Origin of the sequence: Micromonospora sp. NPDC050495 (genome assembly GCF_040655175.1) — a bacterium.
GTDB lineage: Bacteria > Actinomycetota > Actinomycetes > Mycobacteriales > Micromonosporaceae > Micromonospora.
Genome location: NZ_JBFAJK010000005.1, coordinates 166,780 through 183,836, shown reverse-complemented (window position 1 = coordinate 183,836; position 17,057 = coordinate 166,780). Strand labels below are relative to the sequence as shown.

Annotated in this window: 16 protein-coding genes; 7 read left to right on the top strand and 9 right to left on the bottom strand. The window is 73.4% G+C overall.

The annotated features are described in order from the left end of the window. Positions 1 to 62: 62 nt before the first annotated feature. Genes AB0I11_RS08880 through AB0I11_RS08870 form a run of 3 tightly spaced genes read right to left on the bottom strand, consistent with a single transcriptional unit; the run spans position 63 to position 3,239 of the window. Positions 63 to 407: a DUF779 domain-containing protein gene (locus AB0I11_RS08880; protein ID WP_357315676.1), complete on the bottom strand. Its 345-nt coding sequence runs from the start codon at positions 405 to 407 to the stop codon at positions 63 to 65. Next, positions 407 to 1,912 (bottom strand): aldehyde dehydrogenase, encoded by a 1,506-nt coding sequence (gene adh / locus AB0I11_RS08875; protein WP_357315672.1) that lies wholly within the window; start codon positions 1,910 to 1,912, stop codon positions 407 to 409. Before adh ends, AB0I11_RS08880 begins: the two co-directional genes overlap by 1 nt. A 40-nt stretch (positions 1,913 to 1,952) precedes the next feature. Continuing rightward, positions 1,953 to 3,239, bottom strand: a complete 1,287-nt coding sequence (locus AB0I11_RS08870; RefSeq protein WP_357315668.1) for a GAF domain-containing protein — start codon at positions 3,237 to 3,239, stop codon at positions 1,953 to 1,955. A gap of 307 nt (positions 3,240 to 3,546) precedes the next feature. Here AB0I11_RS08870 and AB0I11_RS08865 point away from each other — a divergent pair, with 307 nt between their 5' ends. The 6 genes from AB0I11_RS08865 (at position 3,547) to AB0I11_RS08840 (ending at position 10,003) form a co-directional block, all read left to right on the top strand. Then, complete coding sequence (locus tag AB0I11_RS08865; RefSeq protein ID WP_357315664.1) at positions 3,547 to 4,212, top strand: response regulator transcription factor; 666 nt, start codon at positions 3,547 to 3,549, stop codon at positions 4,210 to 4,212. Next, a complete protein-coding gene (locus AB0I11_RS08860; protein WP_357315661.1) occupies positions 4,209 to 5,261 on the top strand; it encodes a HAMP domain-containing sensor histidine kinase in 1,053 nt (350 codons plus the stop codon). The genes AB0I11_RS08865 and AB0I11_RS08860 overlap by 4 nt, the downstream gene beginning before the upstream one ends. 100 nt (positions 5,262 to 5,361) lie before the next feature. After that, positions 5,362 to 7,467, top strand: a complete 2,106-nt coding sequence (locus tag AB0I11_RS08855) for a pyridoxal-phosphate dependent enzyme (RefSeq protein WP_357315657.1) — start codon at positions 5,362 to 5,364, stop codon at positions 7,465 to 7,467. Beyond that, a complete protein-coding gene (locus tag AB0I11_RS08850; protein WP_357315654.1) occupies positions 7,464 to 8,597 on the top strand; it encodes a D-alanine--D-alanine ligase family protein in 1,134 nt (377 codons plus the stop codon). The genes AB0I11_RS08855 and AB0I11_RS08850 overlap by 4 nt, the downstream gene beginning before the upstream one ends. After that, complete coding sequence (locus AB0I11_RS08845) at positions 8,594 to 9,229, top strand: M15 family metallopeptidase (RefSeq protein WP_357315651.1); 636 nt, start codon at positions 8,594 to 8,596, stop codon at positions 9,227 to 9,229. The genes AB0I11_RS08850 and AB0I11_RS08845 overlap by 4 nt, the downstream gene beginning before the upstream one ends. Positions 9,230 to 9,310: 81 nt before the next feature. Further along, the gene (locus AB0I11_RS08840; RefSeq protein ID WP_357315647.1) at positions 9,311 to 10,003 is read left to right on the top strand and encodes a hypothetical protein; all 693 of its coding nucleotides are present in this window, start codon (positions 9,311 to 9,313) and stop codon (positions 10,001 to 10,003) included. A gap of 69 nt (positions 10,004 to 10,072) precedes the next feature. Here the strand turns inward: AB0I11_RS08840 and AB0I11_RS08835 are convergent, their stop codons facing one another. From AB0I11_RS08835 to AB0I11_RS08820, 4 genes are all read right to left on the bottom strand, one after another. After that, entirely contained in the window at positions 10,073 to 11,062 is a 990-nt protein-coding gene (locus AB0I11_RS08835; protein WP_357315645.1) for a transporter, read from the bottom strand. Next, a complete protein-coding gene (locus AB0I11_RS08830; protein WP_357315642.1) occupies positions 11,059 to 11,949 on the bottom strand; it encodes an ABC transporter ATP-binding protein in 891 nt (296 codons plus the stop codon). Before AB0I11_RS08830 ends, AB0I11_RS08835 begins: the two co-directional genes overlap by 4 nt. 11 nt (positions 11,950 to 11,960) lie before the next feature. After that, the gene (locus tag AB0I11_RS08825) at positions 11,961 to 12,365 is read right to left on the bottom strand and encodes a GntR family transcriptional regulator (RefSeq protein ID WP_357315639.1); all 405 of its coding nucleotides are present in this window, start codon (positions 12,363 to 12,365) and stop codon (positions 11,961 to 11,963) included. A 113-nt stretch (positions 12,366 to 12,478) separates the two neighbouring features. Beyond that, a complete protein-coding gene (locus tag AB0I11_RS08820) occupies positions 12,479 to 13,612 on the bottom strand; it encodes an FAD-dependent monooxygenase (RefSeq protein ID WP_357315636.1) in 1,134 nt (377 codons plus the stop codon). Positions 13,613 to 13,664: 52 nt separating this feature from the next. On the opposite strand from AB0I11_RS08820, the gene AB0I11_RS08815 reads away from it, so the two are divergent. Then, entirely contained in the window at positions 13,665 to 14,303 is a 639-nt protein-coding gene (locus tag AB0I11_RS08815; RefSeq protein WP_357315633.1) for a helix-turn-helix domain-containing protein, read from the top strand. 37 nt (positions 14,304 to 14,340) lie between these two features. Here the strand turns inward: AB0I11_RS08815 and gabT are convergent, their stop codons facing one another. Then, positions 14,341 to 15,612, bottom strand: coding sequence for a 4-aminobutyrate--2-oxoglutarate transaminase (gene gabT / locus AB0I11_RS08810; RefSeq protein ID WP_357315629.1), 1,272 nt, complete (start codon positions 15,610 to 15,612; stop codon positions 14,341 to 14,343). Between the two features lie 3 nt (positions 15,613 to 15,615). Further along, positions 15,616 to 17,052: a gamma-aminobutyraldehyde dehydrogenase gene (locus AB0I11_RS08805; RefSeq protein WP_357315626.1), complete on the bottom strand. Its 1,437-nt coding sequence runs from the start codon at positions 17,050 to 17,052 to the stop codon at positions 15,616 to 15,618. Between the last annotated feature and the right edge of the window lie 5 nt (positions 17,053 to 17,057).

Genomic DNA, 17,057 nt, shown 5'->3' with positions numbered 1-17,057 from the left:
GCCAGAGCGGGCCGGGCCGGCCGGGGCAGGCGGTATCGAGAGCCGGCCCGCCCCGGTGACCGTCAGGCCAGTCGGGAACGGATGAGGAAGCGGACGCCCTCGGGGGCTTCCAGGGAGAAGCCGCTGCCGCAGCCCGGCACCACGTCGACCGTGAGCCGGGTGTGCTTCCACAGCTTCCACTGGGCGGCGGACATCCAGAACTCGACCGGCTCGGGCACCCCGTCGACCGCGAGCGCCGCGAGCAGGACGTCCGATCCGCCGGTGCGGAACTCGCCGGCGGGATAGCACATCGGGGCGCTGCCGTCGCAGCAGCCGCCGGACTGGTGGAACATCAGCGGGCCGTGCTGCCCCCGCAGCGACCGGATCAGGTCGGCCGCCGCGGGGGTCAGGGTGACCGGGTCACCCATCAGAAGAAGCCCAGCTTCTTGGGGGAGTAGCTGACCAGCAGGTTCTTGGTCTGCTGGTAGTGCTCCAGCATCATCTTGTGGTTCTCCCGGCCGATGCCGGACTGCTTGTACCCGCCGAACGCGGCGTGCGCCGGGTAGGCGTGGTAGCAGTTGGTCCAGACCCGGCCGGCCTGGATCGCCCGCCCGGCCCGGTACGCGGTGTTCAGGTCCCGGGTCCACACGCCGGCCCCGAGCCCGTACAGGGTGTCGTTGGCGATCTTCACGGCGTCGTCCAGGTCGGCGAAGGAGGCCACCGACACCACCGGGCCGAAGATCTCCTCCTGGAAGATCCGCATCGAGTTGTCGCCCTCGAAGATCGTCGGCTGCACGTAGTAGCCGCCGGACAGTTCGCCGCCCAGGTCGGCCCGCTCACCGCCGGTCAGGACGCGCGCACCCTCCTGCCGCCCGATGTCCAGGTAGGAGAGGATCTTCTCCAGCTGGTCGTTGGAGGCCTGCGCACCGATCATCGTGTCGGTGTCGAGCGGGTGCCCGGCGACGATCGCCTCGGTACGCGCCACCGCCGCGGCGAGGAAGTCGGCGTAGTGGCCCTGCTGGATCAGCGCCCGGGACGGGCAGGTGCACACCTCGCCCTGGTTGAGGGCGAACATGGTGAAGCCCTCCAGCGCCTTGTCCCGGAAGTCGTCGGAGGCGGCGCTGACGTCGTCGAAGAAGATGTTCGGGCTCTTGCCGCCCAGCTCCAGGGTGACCGGCTTGATGTTCTCGCTGGCGTACTGCATGATCAGCCGCCCGGTGGTGGTCTCGCCGGTGAACGCCACCTTCGCCACCCGGGGCGAGGACGCCAGCGGCTTGCCCGCCTCGACACCGAAGCCGTTGACCACGTTGACCACGCCCGGCGGGAGCAGGTCGCCGACCAGCGAGAGCAGGTAGTGGATCGAGGCGGGCGTCTGCTCGGCGGGCTTGAGCACCACGGCGTTGCCGGCGGCGAGCGCCGGGGCGAGCTTCCAGACCGCCATGAGGATCGGGAAGTTCCACGGGATGATCTGCCCGACCACGCCCAGCGGCTCGTGGAAGTGGTACGCCACGGTGTCGTCGTCCAGCTCGCCGAGGGAGCCCTCCTGGGCCCGGATGGCGCCGGCAAAGTAGCGGAAGTGGTCGATCGCGAGCGGAATGTCGGCGGCCAGGGATTCGCGTACCGCCTTGCCGTTCTCCCAGGTCTCGGCGACGGCCAGGGACTCCAGGTTCTCCTGCATCCGGTCGGCGATCCGGTTGAGGATCAGCGAGCGCTCGGCGACCGGGGTGCGACCCCAGGCGTCGGCGGCGCCGTGCGCGGCGTCGAGGGCCTTCTCGACGTCCTCGGCGGTGCCGCGGGCCACCTCGCAGAAGGTTTCTCCGGTGACCGGGGTGGGGTTCTGGAAGTACCGGCCGCCGTGCGGTTTCACGTACTCGCCGCCGATGAAGTGGTCGTAGCGGGACTGCCAGTGGGTGGGGGCGTCGTAGCGCGTCATGGGTACCTCCGCCGTCCGTGAGGGGTGGACGGCGCCGACGCTAGTTTCGGGGACGTTGCAGCGACGTTGCGCGGGGCAGGTCGTACTCCTGGGCGAGCTGGCGGGCCCGCACGAGGGCGAGGGGCCGGCGCGGCGCACCCGGCGGCAGCGCCCGCGCCAGGGCCTGCCAGGCGGTGAGGTCGCCGGCGCCGGCGGGCGTGGCGGTCCAGTCCGCCAGCAGCCCCGCGTCGGCGGTGGCCAGCACGGCCGCGCGGAGCTGGCCGTCGAGCAGGCGGCGCAGTCGCGCCACTCCCGGCGCGTCCGACCCGGGCAGCAGGGGCCCGGCGTACGCCTGGAGCGCCCCCGCCGGGTCGCCGTGCTCCAGCAGCTCGGTGACGGTACGGAAGTCGGCGCGCACGGCCGGACGCAGCCGGTACGGGCGGGAGTCGAGGACCTCCTCACCGAGCGCCCGGCGCAGCCGGGACAGTTCGGCGCGCAGGGTGACCGGGTGCAGCCGGTCGTCGCCGTACAGGTCGAGGCCGAGTTGCTCGCCGGTGCGCCCCTCCGGGTGTTCGGTCAGCAGCACCAGCAGTTCGCTGTGCCGGCGGCCGAGCCGGATCCGCCGGCCGCCGACGCGCAGCTGCGCCTCGTCCCGGCCGAGGGCGGCGACGTGCAGCACGTCCGGCTCGGCGGGTGCCGCGCCGGCCATCAGGAACGCCTCGGCGGCGCGGGCGGTGGCCCGGACCAGGGCGAGGCTCTGCGGGGTGGCCAGGTGGTCGCCCCCGGTGATGTCGACGGCGCCGAGCAGCCGCCCGCTGAGCGGGTCGTGGATCGGCGCGGCGGCGCAGGTCCAGCGCTGCACCGGCCGGACGAAGTGCTCGGTGGCGAAGATCTGCACGCTGTGGTCGACGGCCAGGGCGGTGCCGGGGGCGTTGGTGCCGGCGTGCGCCTCGTCCCAGCGCGCGCCGGGCACGAAGTTCATCCGCTCGGCGTGCCGGAGCACCCCGGGGTGCCCCTCCACCCAGAGCAGCCGCCCGTACGCGTCGCAGACCGCCATGAGGTGCGCGCCGTCCTGGGCGATGCCGCCGAGCAGGTCGCGGAAGAGCGGCAGCACGCGGGCCAGCGGATGCCCGGCCCGGTAGCTCTCCAGCGCGTCGTCGGCGAGGTCGACCGGGGCGGTGGCCTCCGGGTCGAGCAGCGCGGACCGCTCCCAGGACCGGCGGACCACGTCGCGGACCCGGTCGGGGGTGGTGCCGGCGGTGAGGAACGCTTCGTGGGCGGCGCCGACCTGCGCGATCCGCTCCGCCGGATCGGCGCCGAACTCCAGGGCGAGCCACGGGTCGGTCATCGGCGACCTCCTCGCGCCCATGGTGACCCAGCTCACCTCTGATCGCCAACCCGCGCCGGGCCCGGCCCATCGCGAATCCCGGACCCTGGTCCGGCCGGGCGTGATCCGGCTCACCCACGGGGCTCGCGCGGGTCGCCGCGGGCGGGACGAACGCCGCAACCCGGCGCATCGGGTGACACCCTTTGCGAGCTGCGGTTGTTCCGGCCCCGGTGGAGTGGAGGATGGCTGCGGCGGCGCTTACGGAACCCTTATCTCCGGCCTGGGACCGTAGGTGGGACGGACGAGGAGCACGGGGGAGCGGAGCGCGGTGCGGGTACTGGTGGCGGACGACGAGCGGTTGCTGGCGGACACGGTCGCCGAAGGGCTGCGTCGGTTCTCGATGGCGGTCGACGTCTGCTACGACGGCGACGGCGCGCTGGAACGGATCGGGGTCAACCGGTACGACGTGGCCGTGCTGGACCGGGACATGCCCGGGGCCACCGGCGACGAGGTCTGCCGCAGCCTCGCCGGCTCCGCCGCGGGCACCCGGGTGCTGCTGCTCACCGCGGCGGCCGGGATCCGGGACCGGGTGGCGGGTCTCGGGCTCGGCGCCGACGACTACCTGACCAAGCCGTTCGCCTTCGCCGAACTGGTGGCCCGGGTGCAGGCGCTGGGCCGGCGGTCCGCCCCGGCGGTGCCCCCGGTGCTGGAGCGGCACGGGGTGGTGCTTGACGTGGCCCGGCACACCGTCACCCGGGACGGGCGACCGCTGAGCCTGAGCCCCAAGGAGTTCGCCGTCCTGCACGTGCTGATGCGGGCCGCTGGCGGCGTGGTCAGCGCCGAGGAGCTGCTCGAACAGGCCTGGGACGAGTTCGCCGACCCGTTCACCAACGCGGTCCGGGTCACCGTGATGACGTTGCGCAAGAAGCTCGGCGCGCCCTCCGTCATCCACACCGTGCCGAAGGCCGGTTACCGGATCGGCGAGCCGGCGTGAGCCCCCGTCGCCGGGTCCTACTGGTCGGGGTGCTCGCCCTGCTCGCCGGCTTCCTGCTGCCCAACGTGCTCAAGTGGCTGCTCGGACTGCTGTGGTGGCGGATCCAGCGGTTCTGCGGTGTGGCCACCATCGGCGCGGTCTGCGAGCCGGCCCGCCCGTTCGTGCCGCTGCTGCCCCTGCTCACCGAGTTGGCGGTGCTGGCGGCCGGGGGTGTCGCGGTGTGGGCGGCGGCCCGCTGGTGCCTGCGCCCGGTGGGCGACCTCGCCGGCCCGATCGCCAACCTCGGCCCGCAGAACCTCGGCTACCGGATCCGGCGCGGCGGCCGGGACGAGCTGGCCCGGCTCTCCCGCGCGATCGACGACATGATGGACCGGGTCACCGCCGGCTACGAGGGGCAGCGGCGGTTCGCCGCGAACGCCTCGCACGAGCTGCGTACGCCGCTGGCGGTGCAGCGGACCCTGATCGAGGTGGGCATGGCCCAGTCGCTCACCGCCGAGCAGCTCGACCTGCTCACCGCCCAGCTGCTGGCCACCAACGAGCGCAACGAGCGGCTCATCGAAGGGCTGCTCGCGCTCAGCGAGAGCGACCAGGGGCTGCGCTCCTCCACCCCGCAGCGCCTCGACGAGATCGTCGCCACCGTGCTGGCCGTGTACGCCGACCGGGCGGCCGAGGTCGGGGTCACGGTGGAGAGCCAGCTGACGCCGCGACTCGTGCCGGGCGAGCGGGTGCTGCTGGAACGCCTGGTCACCAACCTGGTCGAGAACGCGATCAAGTACAACCGGCCGGGCGGCCGGCTCACCGTCACGGTCGGCGGGAACCCGGCGCTGACCGTGGTCAACACCGGCCAGGCCGTGCCGGGCGAGGCGGTCGCCGGGCTCTTCGAACCGTTCCGGCGCCTGGCCCGGGACCGGACCAACCAGGGCGGCGGGGCCGGGCTCGGCCTGGCCATCGCCCGCTCGATCACCCAGGCGCACGGCGGCATCATCGCCGCCCGGCCGGGCGAGGACGGTGGCCTGCGGGTCGACGTCCAGCTACCCGCCCTGACCTGACCCATCCCGTACCACCCCCGGGAGCCGCCGACGCGGCCTCCCGCGATGACCCCTGCCCCGAAACAACCGACGGCGTGCGACGCCGGGAGAGGAGACCGCGGTGCCGACCCGTACCGATCAGTCCGGGCCGCCGGCCGGCCGGGTGCGCTGGGCCGACGTGGCCAAGGGTGCCTGCATCATCCTCGTGGTGCTCTGGCACGTCATCGTCAAGCACTACCTGCAGATCGACTGGCGGCTCGACCTGCCGCTGCCGGGGGCCTGGGGGCTGTTCGGCGAGCAACTGCTCCCGCTGCGGATGCCGCTCTTCTTCACCATCTCCGGGATCTTCGCGGCGCACGCCGTGGCCCGGCCGTGGCGGGTCGCCGCCCGCCCCCGGATCGCCCGCAACCTCTACCTCTACGCCACCTGGCTGCTCATCCACACCGCCCTGCTGGCCCTCGCACCGGGCTTCCCCACCGACCGGGCCACCAGCCTCGGCGGCCTGCTCGCCCAGCTCACCGTCACCCCCTCCAACCTGTGGTACCTGTACGCCCTGGCCCTCTACTTCGCGCTGGCCAAGGCACTGCGCCGGGTCCACCCGGCGGTGCTGCTGGCCGGCGCGGGCGCGCTCTCCGCGCTCGCGGCGACCGGCCTGCTGGACGGTCCCGGCAACCGCGGGCAGGTCTACCAGAACCTGGTGTTCTTCCTGGCCGGCGTGCACGCGCGGGGACACCTCCAGCGCTGGGCGGCGGCCGCCACCGCGCGCCGGCTCGCCGGGGTCGGCGCCGCGTACGCCGCCGCGCTGGCCGGTACGGCGCTGGCCGGGGCGGCGGGCTGGCCGGGAGTCCGGCTGCTGGTGTCGGCCGTCGCGGTGGCGTTCGGCCTCACCGCGGCGGCCCGGCTGGCCCAGCTTCCGGTGGTCGGTGCGGCGCTGGCCCGGCTCGGCCGCCGCACGCTGCCGATCTACGTGCTCCACATGCCGGTGCTGGCGCTGCTGCACCGGCTCCTCGCCGGCCCGGTCGGCGAGCTGAACGGCCCGGGGCGGCTGCTGCTGGCGGTCGGCTATCCGGTCCTGCTCACCGCGGTGGTGCTGGCGCTCAGCCTGGCCGTCCACCGCGGGCTCACCGCCGCCGGCGCGCACTGGCTGTTCGACCTGCCGCGCCGCGCCGGCCAGAACCACAACCCAGAAGGAGAGACCATGTCCCGCAGCCACGCCCCGGTCCTGCCGGACCGGGCCAGCGTCGAGGAGGCCGCCCGGTGGCTGTCCGGCCGGGTGGTGCGTACCCCCGTGCTGAACAGCCCGGCGATCGACCGGCTGGCCGGCGCCCGGATCCTGCTCAAGGCGGAGAACCTCCAGACCGGGGGCTCCTACAAGATGCGCGGCGCGATGCTCGCGGTGGGCCGGCTCGCCGCGGCCGGCCAGCACGGGGTGGTCGCGCAGAGCACCGGCAACCACGCGGTGGCGGTGGCCCTGGCGGCCCGCCGGCACGGCCTGGCCGCGACCGTGGTGCTGCCGGTCGACGCCGCGCCGGTGAAGGTGGCCCGGGCCCGGGCGGCCGGGGCGCGGGTCGTCCTGGCCGGCACCACCGTCGAGGAGCGGCTGGCCGCCGCCCGCCAGGTCGCCGAGACCGCCGGTCACCCGCTGGTCGACGCGTACGACCACCCGGACGTGGTGGCCGGGCAGGGCAGCGCCAGCCTGGAGCTGATCGAGGAGGCGGCGCGCGTCGGCACCCCGCTGGACGCGCTCGTGGTGCCGGTGGGCGGGGGCGGCGGCGTCGCCGGGGCCTGCCTGGCCGCCGCCGGCACCCCGATCGAGGTGTACGGCGTCGAGCCGGTCGGCTGCGACTCGCTGGCCCGCAGCCTTGCCGCCGGACGGCCCATCCCGGTCGTGCCGGCGGCCACCATCGCCGACGGGCTCCGTCCGGGCTGCGTCGGAGACCTGCCGTTCGCGGTGGCGCGGGACGCCGTCCGGGGCGTCGTCCGGGTCGACGACGACGCGATCGCCGAGGCGTTCCGGCTGCTGCTGCTGGAGCTGAAGGTGCTCGTCGAGCCGTCCGGCGCGGCCGGGCTGGCCGGCGCGCTGCGGCTGGCCGCCGGCCCTGAGGGCGGCCGGTACCGGACGGTCGGCGTGGTGCTGACCGGCGGCAACGTCGAGGCGGAACTGGTCGCCCGGTTGGCGGCCGGAGCCGTCGCCGACCTGGCACGTGTGGAAGGGGTGGCGGCGTGAGCGCTGCGGTACGGATCGGTGTCCTGTTCGGTGGCCCCTCGGCGGAGCACGAGGTCTCCTGCGCCTCGGCGCTCGGCGTGGCCCGGGCCCTGACCGAGCGGGGGCACCGGGTGGTCGCGCTCGGGATCGACCGCGACGGGACGCTGCGGCTGGTGCCGGAGCCGGTGCTGGCGCGGCACCTCGCGAGCGTGGCCGCCGGGCGGGCCATCGACGACCGGCTGCCGGTGACCGGGCCGCCCGTCGAGCTGCGCCGGGGGAGCCGTGCCGGCACCGCCGCGGTCACCGCCGCCGATGCCCCGACCAGCCGGTACGCCGAGCTGGACGTGGCCTTCCCGGTGCTGCACGGCCCGTACGGCGAGGACGGCGTGGTGCAGGGGCTGCTCGAATCGCTCGGCGTGCCGTACGTCGGGTGCGGCATCCTCGCCTCCGCCGTCGGGATGGACAAGGTGGCGATGAAGCGGGCGCTGCGGGCCGAGGGCGTGCCCACCACCCCGCACGTCTGGTTCGACGCCGCGACCTGGCGGGCCGCGCAGGACCCGGAGAAGCTGGTCGTCGGGCTGCGGTGGCCGCTGTTCGTCAAGCCGGCCCGGATGGGTTCCTCGATCGGGATCTCCCGGGTGGCCGAGGGCGACGACCTGGTGGCGGCGGTCGAGGAGGCGTTCCGGCACGACCAGGTGGTGCTGGTCGAGCAGGGGGTGACCGGCCGCGAGTTGGAGTGCGGCGTGCTGGGTGGCTGGCGTCCGGAGGCGTCGGCGGTCGGCGAGGTCAGGGTCGAGGGCGGCTGGTTCGACTACCGGCAGAAGTACTTCGGCGACGCCGATCCGATGATCGTGCCGGCGCCGCTGCCCGCCGAGATCACCGAGCGGATCCGCGACCTGTCGGTGCGGGCCTTCACGGCGATCGGCGGCTGGGGCCTGGCCCGGGTCGATTTCCTCTACGACGAGACGGCCGGCGAGGTGTTCGTCAACGAGCTGAACACGCTGCCCGGCTTCACGGCGCACTCCATGTACCCGAAGGTGTGGGCGGCGTCCGGCGTCGACTACCCCGAGGTGGTGGACCGCCTGGTCGCGCTCGCCTTCGCGCGGCACGCGGCCCGCCCGGGCGTACGCCCCGACGGCGGTGCGGCATGATCCTGCTCTCCGATCCCCGGGTCGCCGCGGTGTCCAGCCGGGACGACGGCGACCCGCTGGTCGACCTGCGGGACCTGCCGGAGCTGCGGCTGGACGGCCGGGCCGCGGACCCCGCCGGGGCGTACGCCCGGGTGCGGCGCGGGGTCGCGGACCGGTTGCTGGCCGCGCAGCGCGCGCTGCCGGACGGCCTGCGCCTGCTCGTCGTCGAGGGATACCGGCCGTACCGGTCGCAGCTGGACATCTTCACCGGCTACCGGGACGAGTTGCGCCGGCGCTATCCGGACTGGTCGCCCGAGCGGCTGCACCGGGAGACCACCAAGTTCGTCTCGCCGGTCGAGGTGGCGCCGCACAGCACCGGCGGGGCCGTGGACCTCACCCTCTGTGACGCCGACGGCGTCGAGCTGGACATGGGCACGGCGCTCGACGCCACCCCGGAGGCGAGCGCCGACGCCTGCTTCACCGCGGCCCGGCACATCCCGGTGAGCGCGTGGCGGAACCGGCAGGTCCTGGTGGCCGCGCTGAGTGGGGCGGGGCTGGTGAACTACCCGACCGAGTGGTGGCACTGGTCCTACGGCGACCGGTACTGGGCGTTGCTCACCGGAGCGCCGCACACCCGTTACGGTCCGTTGTGATCTGCCGACCCGGCTGAACGGTCCGGCCGTCCCGTCCGTACCAGGCGTCGAACGAGACCACCGGACGACGGGAGTGACAACGTGAAGGTGCAACGCAGGCACGTGCTGGCGGCGACGGTGGCGCTGGCCGCCTCGGCGGTCGTCGCGGTGGGTACCGGGATGGGGTTCGCGGAGACCGCCCCGCCCGCGCGGTCGGCCTGCGCGGGGCCGGTGACCTTCTCGGCGGAGGGTGGCGCGCCGGCGGCGACCAGCGACCGGTTCCCGGTGGGTACCCGGCTGCGGGTGACCAACCTGGACAACGGCAAGGTCGCGACCGTCCCGGTGACCGGCCCGTCGGGTAGCTGCGTGCTGCTCAACGCGGCCGCCATGGACCTGGTCCGCGAGCCGGGCAAGAACGTGATCCGGCGCAACGTGGTGGAACGCCTGGACGGTGCGGCGGCCGGCGGGGCGGGTCGTCCGGGCGGCGGCGCCCCGGCCGGGCCGGACGTCCGCCCGGGCAACGCCCAGCCGCCGGCCCGCCCGCCGGCGGCCGGCAGCGTTTGCACCGGGGCGATCACCTTCTCGGCGGGGGCTGGCGCGCCGGCGGCGACCAGCGACCGGTTCCCGGCGGGTACCCGGCTGCGGGTGACCAACCTGGACAACGGCAAGGTCGCGACGGTCACGGTGACCGGTCCGTCGGGCAGTTGTGTGCTGCTCAACGCGGCGGCCATGGACCTGATCCGGGAGCCCGGCAAGAACCTGGTCCGGCGCAACACGGTGGAGCTGCTGCGCTGACCGTTCCCCGTGGCGCGCCGGTGGAACGCCAGGGCGGCTGCGCCGTGGCGTTCCACCGGGCCGGGCCGCTCAGGCGATCCGGCGGAGCCGGCGTACGGCGAGGTAGAGCAGGAGCGCGGCCAGGGCGACGAAGATGCCGGTCTCGATCCACTGGAACAGCCAGAACCGGTCCGCCGGCTGGTAGAGCTCCCAGTTGTAGGCGCCGGGTTGGGCACCGAGCTCGGCCCCGCAGCGGCCGCCGTCCGGTGCCTTGGCGCCCGGCGGGCACATGATCCGGGTGTCGGCCGACACCATCTTCCCGTCGGGGTTGCGCACGCCGCTGGCGAGGAGCCAGTCGCCCCTGGACTCCCGCGGCAGATCGGCCCCTTCGATCGGGAAGGTGCGGGTGCGGGCGGGCTGGTAGTGCGGCCTGGCCAGGATCGCCACCGCCGCCCGAACGCCGATGAACGCGGCCAGGGTGACGCCCATGGCGGGCAGCATCCGGCGCCAGAGGGTGCCGGCGAAGATGCCGAGCGCCACCGCGAAGAGGGTGTAGCCGATCGGGGCGATGCCCTGCAGGTCGAAGACGATGACGCCGAGGCGCCCCTCACGCGCGGCCTCGGTCAGCGGGCTGACCCACCAGGCCATGCCCAGTCCGTAGCCGATGGCCAGGGTCACCGTGACCGCGACGACCAGGCCGAACTTCACCAGGGCCCACCGCGTCCGGCCGACGCCCTGCGTCCAGGCGAACCGGTGCGTGCCGTGCTCCACCTCCCGGGCGACCAGCGGGGCGCCCCAGAACAGACCGACCAGCGCCGGCAGGGTGATGAGCAGGACCGCCACCAGGTTCAAACTCGCGTAGCGGTTGCTGAACTGGCGGAACGCGGACTCACAGCCGTTCGCGGTGATCGGGTCGACGTCCGGACGCGCCAGCTGGGTGACGCAGTTCGGCAGCCCGAGCTCGGTGAAGCTGTGCCGCATCGACAGGCCGATCGGGATCATCAGGGCGGCGAGCGCGGCGAAGCCGATCAGGGTGAAGAGCAGCTGCTTGCGGTGTTGCCGCCAGGCCAGCCAGATCATGCCGGCACCTCCCAGGCCGCGTGGCTCGTGGTGGTCTCGCCGTCGGCGAGGTAGGCCAGCACGAGGTCCTCCAGTGTCACGTCGTGCACCGCCCACTCCGGATCGGTGATGTCGCCGTCGGTCCGGACCAGCAGGGTCGACTGGCGAGCGGTGTGGCTGGCCCGGACCACGGCCGCCACGCCCTTGATCGGTTCGCCGCCGTGCCGGGGCCCGACCAGCTGCCGGTGTGCGGCGACCAGATCGTCAACCCCGCCGACCAGATGCACCCGGGCGGCCTGCAGCACGACCAGGTAGTCGCAGACCCGTTCCAGGTCGGCCAGCAGGTGCGAGGAGAGCAGCACGGTCGTCTCCGAGTCGGCGACGCTGCCCATCAGCGACTGCAGGAACTCGCGGCGCGCCAGCGGATCGAGGCTGGCGACCGGTTCGTCCAGGAGCAGCAGCCGGGGCCGCTTCGCGAGGGCGAGCGCCAGCGCGACCTGCGCCCGCTGGCCGCCGGACAGCTTGCCGACGGGCAGCTTCGGCGGGATGCCGAGCTGGGCCAGCCGGTTGCGGGCGAGTGCCCCGTCCCAGCGCTTGTTCATCCGGCGGCCCAGCTCCACCAGCTCGGCCGCGGTGAAGTCCCGGTAGAGCGGGGTGTCCTGGGCGACGAAGCCGATGTCGGGCAGCACCGACGGGTTGGCGTAGGGCGCTTCGCCGAAGATCCGTACCGCGCCGGCGTCCGGCCGCAGCAGCCCGACCGAGAGGTGCAGCAGCGTGCTCTTGCCGGCGCCGTTGGGGCCGACCAGGGCGGCGATCCGCCCGGCGGGCAGACGCAGCGAGCAGTCCCGCAGCGCCCAGGTTCTTCCGTACCGTTTGCCAAGCTGCTCGGCCTCGAGCGCGATGTCCATCGGCTGTCCTCTCATCCTGCTGAGGCGGGTTCGGCGCTCGTCGTGCCGGCCCGCATGGTGGTCTCGACCAGGGCGGTGACGTCTTCCGGGGTGAGCCCGGCGGCCCGGGCGCGGTGCAGCCAGGCGACCAGCTCGTCGCGAAGCTCGGTCTGATCGGCCAGCGCTGAGCCGGCGAGGGTCCGGCGGACGAAGGTGCCGACGCCGGGGCGTCCCTCGACCAGACCCTCGATCTCCAGCTCGCGGTACGCCTTCAGCACCGTGTTGGGGTTGATGGCCAGCGACTGCGCGACGTCGCGGACCTTCGGCAACTGGTCGCCCGGCGTCAGCAGCCCCACCCGCAGGGCCTGTTTGACCTGCTGGATCAGCTGCACATAGGTGTTCACCTTGGACCGGCCGTCCAATACGAACTCGATCACGAGGGGCCCTTCTATTGTCCTACGACAGTAGGACTATAGGACAGGATGGTGGCGGTTGGGACCCCTGTGGCGATCGGGCGTGTCGGAGAGCCTTCAGCGGCGGTGTCGTCGACCTATCGTGCGCCGGCCTTCAGCCGCTGCCAGCCCGCGACCAGGCGGGCGCCGTTGTCGCGCAGGGCCACGCCGAATCGGGTGGCCGGCACCAGGAGCGTCGCGGCCCTGGCGAACCCGTTCTGCCTTGGTGCAACGAGCTTGCGGTGCTCGTACTCGTAGGCCTTCAGGCCCCGTCCGAGGTCGTGGCGGTGCTCGGCCAGCGTCCGTGCGAGCGTGTACGCCCCCGCCATCGCCAGGCTCGATCCCTCGCCGAACAGTGACACCGAGGACGCGGCGTCGCCGAGCAGCCCTATGCGCCCCCGGGACCAGGTGTCGAGGCTCACCTGGCTGACGGCGTCGTAGTAGAGGTCTCCGGCATCGCGTACCCGCTCGATCAGCTCGGGCACGATCCAACCGCCGCCGGCGTACGCCTGCTCGACGATGCGCTTGTGCTGGGCCGTGTCGCGGTGGTCGTAGCCGGGCACGGGTCTGCCACGCCAGATGAACGCGGCGATGGCACCGTCGCCGCGCACCGGATGGACGGAGGCGAGGCGGCCGGGCATGCCGTAGAGCAGCACGTCGTTGGTCGGGTTGAGCTCGCGCTCGACGGGCAGGGTGGCCACGTGGAGCCCGCGGTGCCTGACGAAGTCCGTCTCCGGTCCCCAGGCGAGCCTCCGGACCGTTGAGTGCTGTCCGTCGGCGCCGATGACCAGGTCGAACCGGCGCGGCGCACCCCGTTCGAAGGTGGCGTCGACACCGCTGCCGTCCTGGGTGAGGCCTGAGATGGAGTCGCCGTAGACGAGTTCCGCGATCTCGGCCACAGCGTCAGTGATGATCGCGGCCAGGTCGGCCCGAGGTATCTCGACCTCGGTGGCCCGGCTGACTGACAGGTCGACGCGGCTCTTGCGCCGTCCCTGCGCGTTGACGAAGGCGAGGCCGGCGGTCGTCGTAGCGGCTGCCCGCAGCCGGGGCAGCAGGCCCATCGTCTCGGCGATGGGGAACGCCGGTCCGCGTACGTCGACGGGATTGCCGCTGGAGCGCTGTCCGGCGGCGCGCTCGACGATCGTCGGCGTGAATCCGTTGCGGGCGAGCCAGTACGCGACGGTCGGGCCGGCCACGCCGGCGCCGGAGATGAGTACGGTCTTCGCCGTCATGCTTTGACTGTATGACCAAATTCGACATCTGGTCAATTGTTAGAGTGCTGGCGTGACCGGACGCACCGACCGTGAGACGAAGATCCTCGACGTCGCCGGCGACATGCTGGTCCGTCACGGCTACCGCCGGGTCACCGTCGACGACGTCGCCGGCGCTGCGGGCATCGGCAAGGGCACCGTCTACCTGCACTGGAAGACGCGTGAAGAGCTGTTCGTCGCCGTGTTCGCCCGCGAGGTACGGAACGCGGTCGCCGACATGGTGGCAACCCTGCACGCCGACCCTGCCGTCGCGCTGCTGCACCGATTCGCCGCGGAGTTCTTCCTGACGATCCTGGGCCGCCCACTGCTGTACGGCAGGGTGATCGGCGACGCGCAGATGTGGGGCAAGCTCGTCGGCTCAGAGGTCGACCACGACGGCGCCCGGCACCATGCGGTGATGGCCTCCTACCTGGATGTGCTGGCCGAGCGAGGCCTGGTGCGCACGGATCTGTCCACGCCGGAGCTGACCTACGCCTTCCAGTCCGTGTTCGAGGGCTTCATCTACGCCGAGCGCACGGTCGGTTCAACGGGTACGCGTGACGAGCGGGCGCGACTGCTCTCGGCCACCGTCGAATCGGCCTTCTCCCGACCCGGTACGCCCGACGCCGCGCTCGCCGACGAGGTGGCCGCGCTGCTGTCCCGCCTGACCTGATCGATCACGGCGGATCACCGGCGCGGCCGACCGTCGATCAGCCGAAGGCCGCATCCAGGATGTCCAGACCCCGCGCCAGTTCGTCGTCGGAGATGACCAGTGGCGGCAGGAAGCGCAGCACGTTGCCGTACGTGCCGCAGGTGAGGGTGAGCAGGCCGGCGGCGTGGCAGGCCGCCGAGACCGCCGCCGTGGCGGCCGGGTCCGGGGTCAGGGTGCCCGGCTGCACGATCTCCACGGCGAGCATCGCCCCCCGGCCGCGCACCTCGGCGATCCGCGGGTCGCGGGCGGCGATCGCGCGCAGCCGGTCCGCCATGATCGCGCCGATCCGCCGGGCGGCGGCGGCCAGGTCCAGCTCGCGCATGGTCTCGATCGCGGCCAGCGCGGCCGCGCAGGCGATCGGGTTGCCGCCGTACGTGCCGCCCAGACCGCCGACGTGCACCGCGTCCATCAGCTCGGCCCGGCCCGTGACGGCGGCCAGCGGCAGGCCGCCGGCGATCCCCTTGGCCAGCGTGATCAGGTCCGGCTCGACGCCCTCGTGCTGGCAGGCGAACCAGTCGCCGGTCCGGCAGAACCCGGTCTGGATCTCGTCGGCGACGAAGACCACCCCGGTGGCCGTCGCCCACTCGCGCAGCGCCGGCAGGAACCCCTCCGCCGGTACCACGAAACCGCCCTCGCCCTGGATCGGCTCGATCAGCAGCGCCGCCACGTTCGCCGCGCCGACCTGCTTCTCCACCAGCTCGATCGCCCGGGCCGCCGCGGTCGCCCCGTCGAGGCCACCGTCGCGCAGCGGGTACGACATCGGCACCCGGTAGATCTCCCCGGCGAACGGCCCGAACCGGTGCTTGTACGGCATGTTCTTCGCGGTCAACGCCATGGTCAGGTTGGTCCGGCCGTGGTACGCGTGGTCGAACACCACCACCGCCGGCCGCCCGGTGGCGTGCCGGGCGATCTTCACGGCGTTCTCCACCGCCTCGGCGCCCGAGTTGAACAGCGCCGAGCGCTTCTCGAAACCGCCCGGGGTCAGCGCGTTGAGCTGCTCACAGACCGCCACGTACGACTCGTACGGCGCGACCATGAAGCAGGTGTGGGTGAAGCGCTCCACCTGCGCCCGCACCGCCTCGACCACCTTCGGGGCGGAGTTGCCGACGTTGGCCACCGCGATGCCGGCGGCGAAGTCGATCCACTCGCGCCCGTCGACGTCGGTGATGGTGCCGCCGCCGGCGTGGTCGACGTACGCGCTGATGGTGCTGCCCACGCCCCGGGCGACCGCGGCCCCGCGGCGCTTGTGCAACTCGTCCGACGACGCCATGGGTCAGCCCTCGATGTTGTGCATGACGTGCTTGATCCGGGTGTAGTCCTCCAGGCTGTAGACCGAGAGGTCCTTGCCGTGTCCGGAGTGCTTGAAGCCGCCGTGCGGCATCTCCGAGACGAACGGGATGTGCGTGTTCACCCAGACGCAGCCGAAGTCGAGCCGGCGGGTCATCCGCATGGCCCGGCCGTGGTCCTTCGTCCACACCGAGGCGGAGAGGCCGTAGTCCACGCCGTTGGCCCAGCGCACCGCCTCGTCCTCAGCGGAGAAGCGCTGCACGGTGATGACCGGGCCGAACACCTCGTCCTGGATGATCTCGTCGGCCTGCCGGACGCCCGACACGACGGTCGGGGCGTAGAAGTAGCCGCGCTCGCCGAGCTGGGAGCCGCCGGTCTCGACGCGCGCGTGGTCCGGCAGCCGGTCCACGAAACCGCGTACCCGGGCCAGCTGGTTGGCGTTGTTCAGCGGGCCGTAGAGCACGTCCTCGTCGTCCGGGGCGCCGGTCTTCGTGTTCCGGGCCTGCTCGGCGAGGGCGGCCACGAAGTCGTCGTGGATGCCCGGGCCGGCCAGGACTCGGGTGGCGGCCGTGCAGTCCTGCCCGGCGTTGAAGTAGCCGCCCACCGCGATGGCCTCCGCGGCCGCCGCGATGTCCGCGTCATCGAAGATCACCACCGGGGCCTTGCCGCCCAGCTCCAGGTGGGTCCGCTTGAGATCCGGGGCGGCCGCCGCGGCGACCTCCATGCCGGCCCGGGTCGAGCCGGTGATCGAGACGAACTGCGGGGTCGGGTGCGACACCAGCGCCCGGCCGGTGTCCCGGTCGCCGCAGACCACGTTGAACACGCCCGGCGGGAGGAACTCGGCGGCGATCTCGGCCAGCAGCAGCGTCGACACCGGGGTGGTGTCCGACGGCTTGAGCACCACCGTGTTGCCGGCAGCGAGGGCCGGGGCGATCTTCCAGACCGCCATCATGAGCGGGTAGTTCCAGGGCGTGACCTGCGCGCAGACGCCGATCGGCTCGCGCCGCACGTAGGAGGTGTGCCCGGCCAGGTACTCGCCGGCCGAGCGGCCCTCCAGCAGGCGGGCCGCGCCGGCGAAGAAGCGGAACTGGTCCACCGCCGGGGGCAGTTCCTCGTCCGCGGTGAGCTGGCGCGGCTTGCCCGTGTTGCGGACCTCGGCGTCGACCAGTTCGGCGGCCCGGGCCTCCACCGCGTCCGCGAGCTTGAGCAGGGCCTTCTGCCGCTCCCCGGGGGTGGCGTCCCGCCAGGTCTCGAACGCGGCGGCGGCCGCCTTCATGGCCAGGTCCACGTCCGCCGACCCGGAGACCGGCGCCTGGGCGAAGACCTCGCCGGTGCACGGGTCGATCAGGTCGGCGTAGCCGCCGTCCACCGGGTCGACGTACTCGCCGTTGACGAAGTTGCGCAGCTGTTGCCGATCGCTCATCAGAA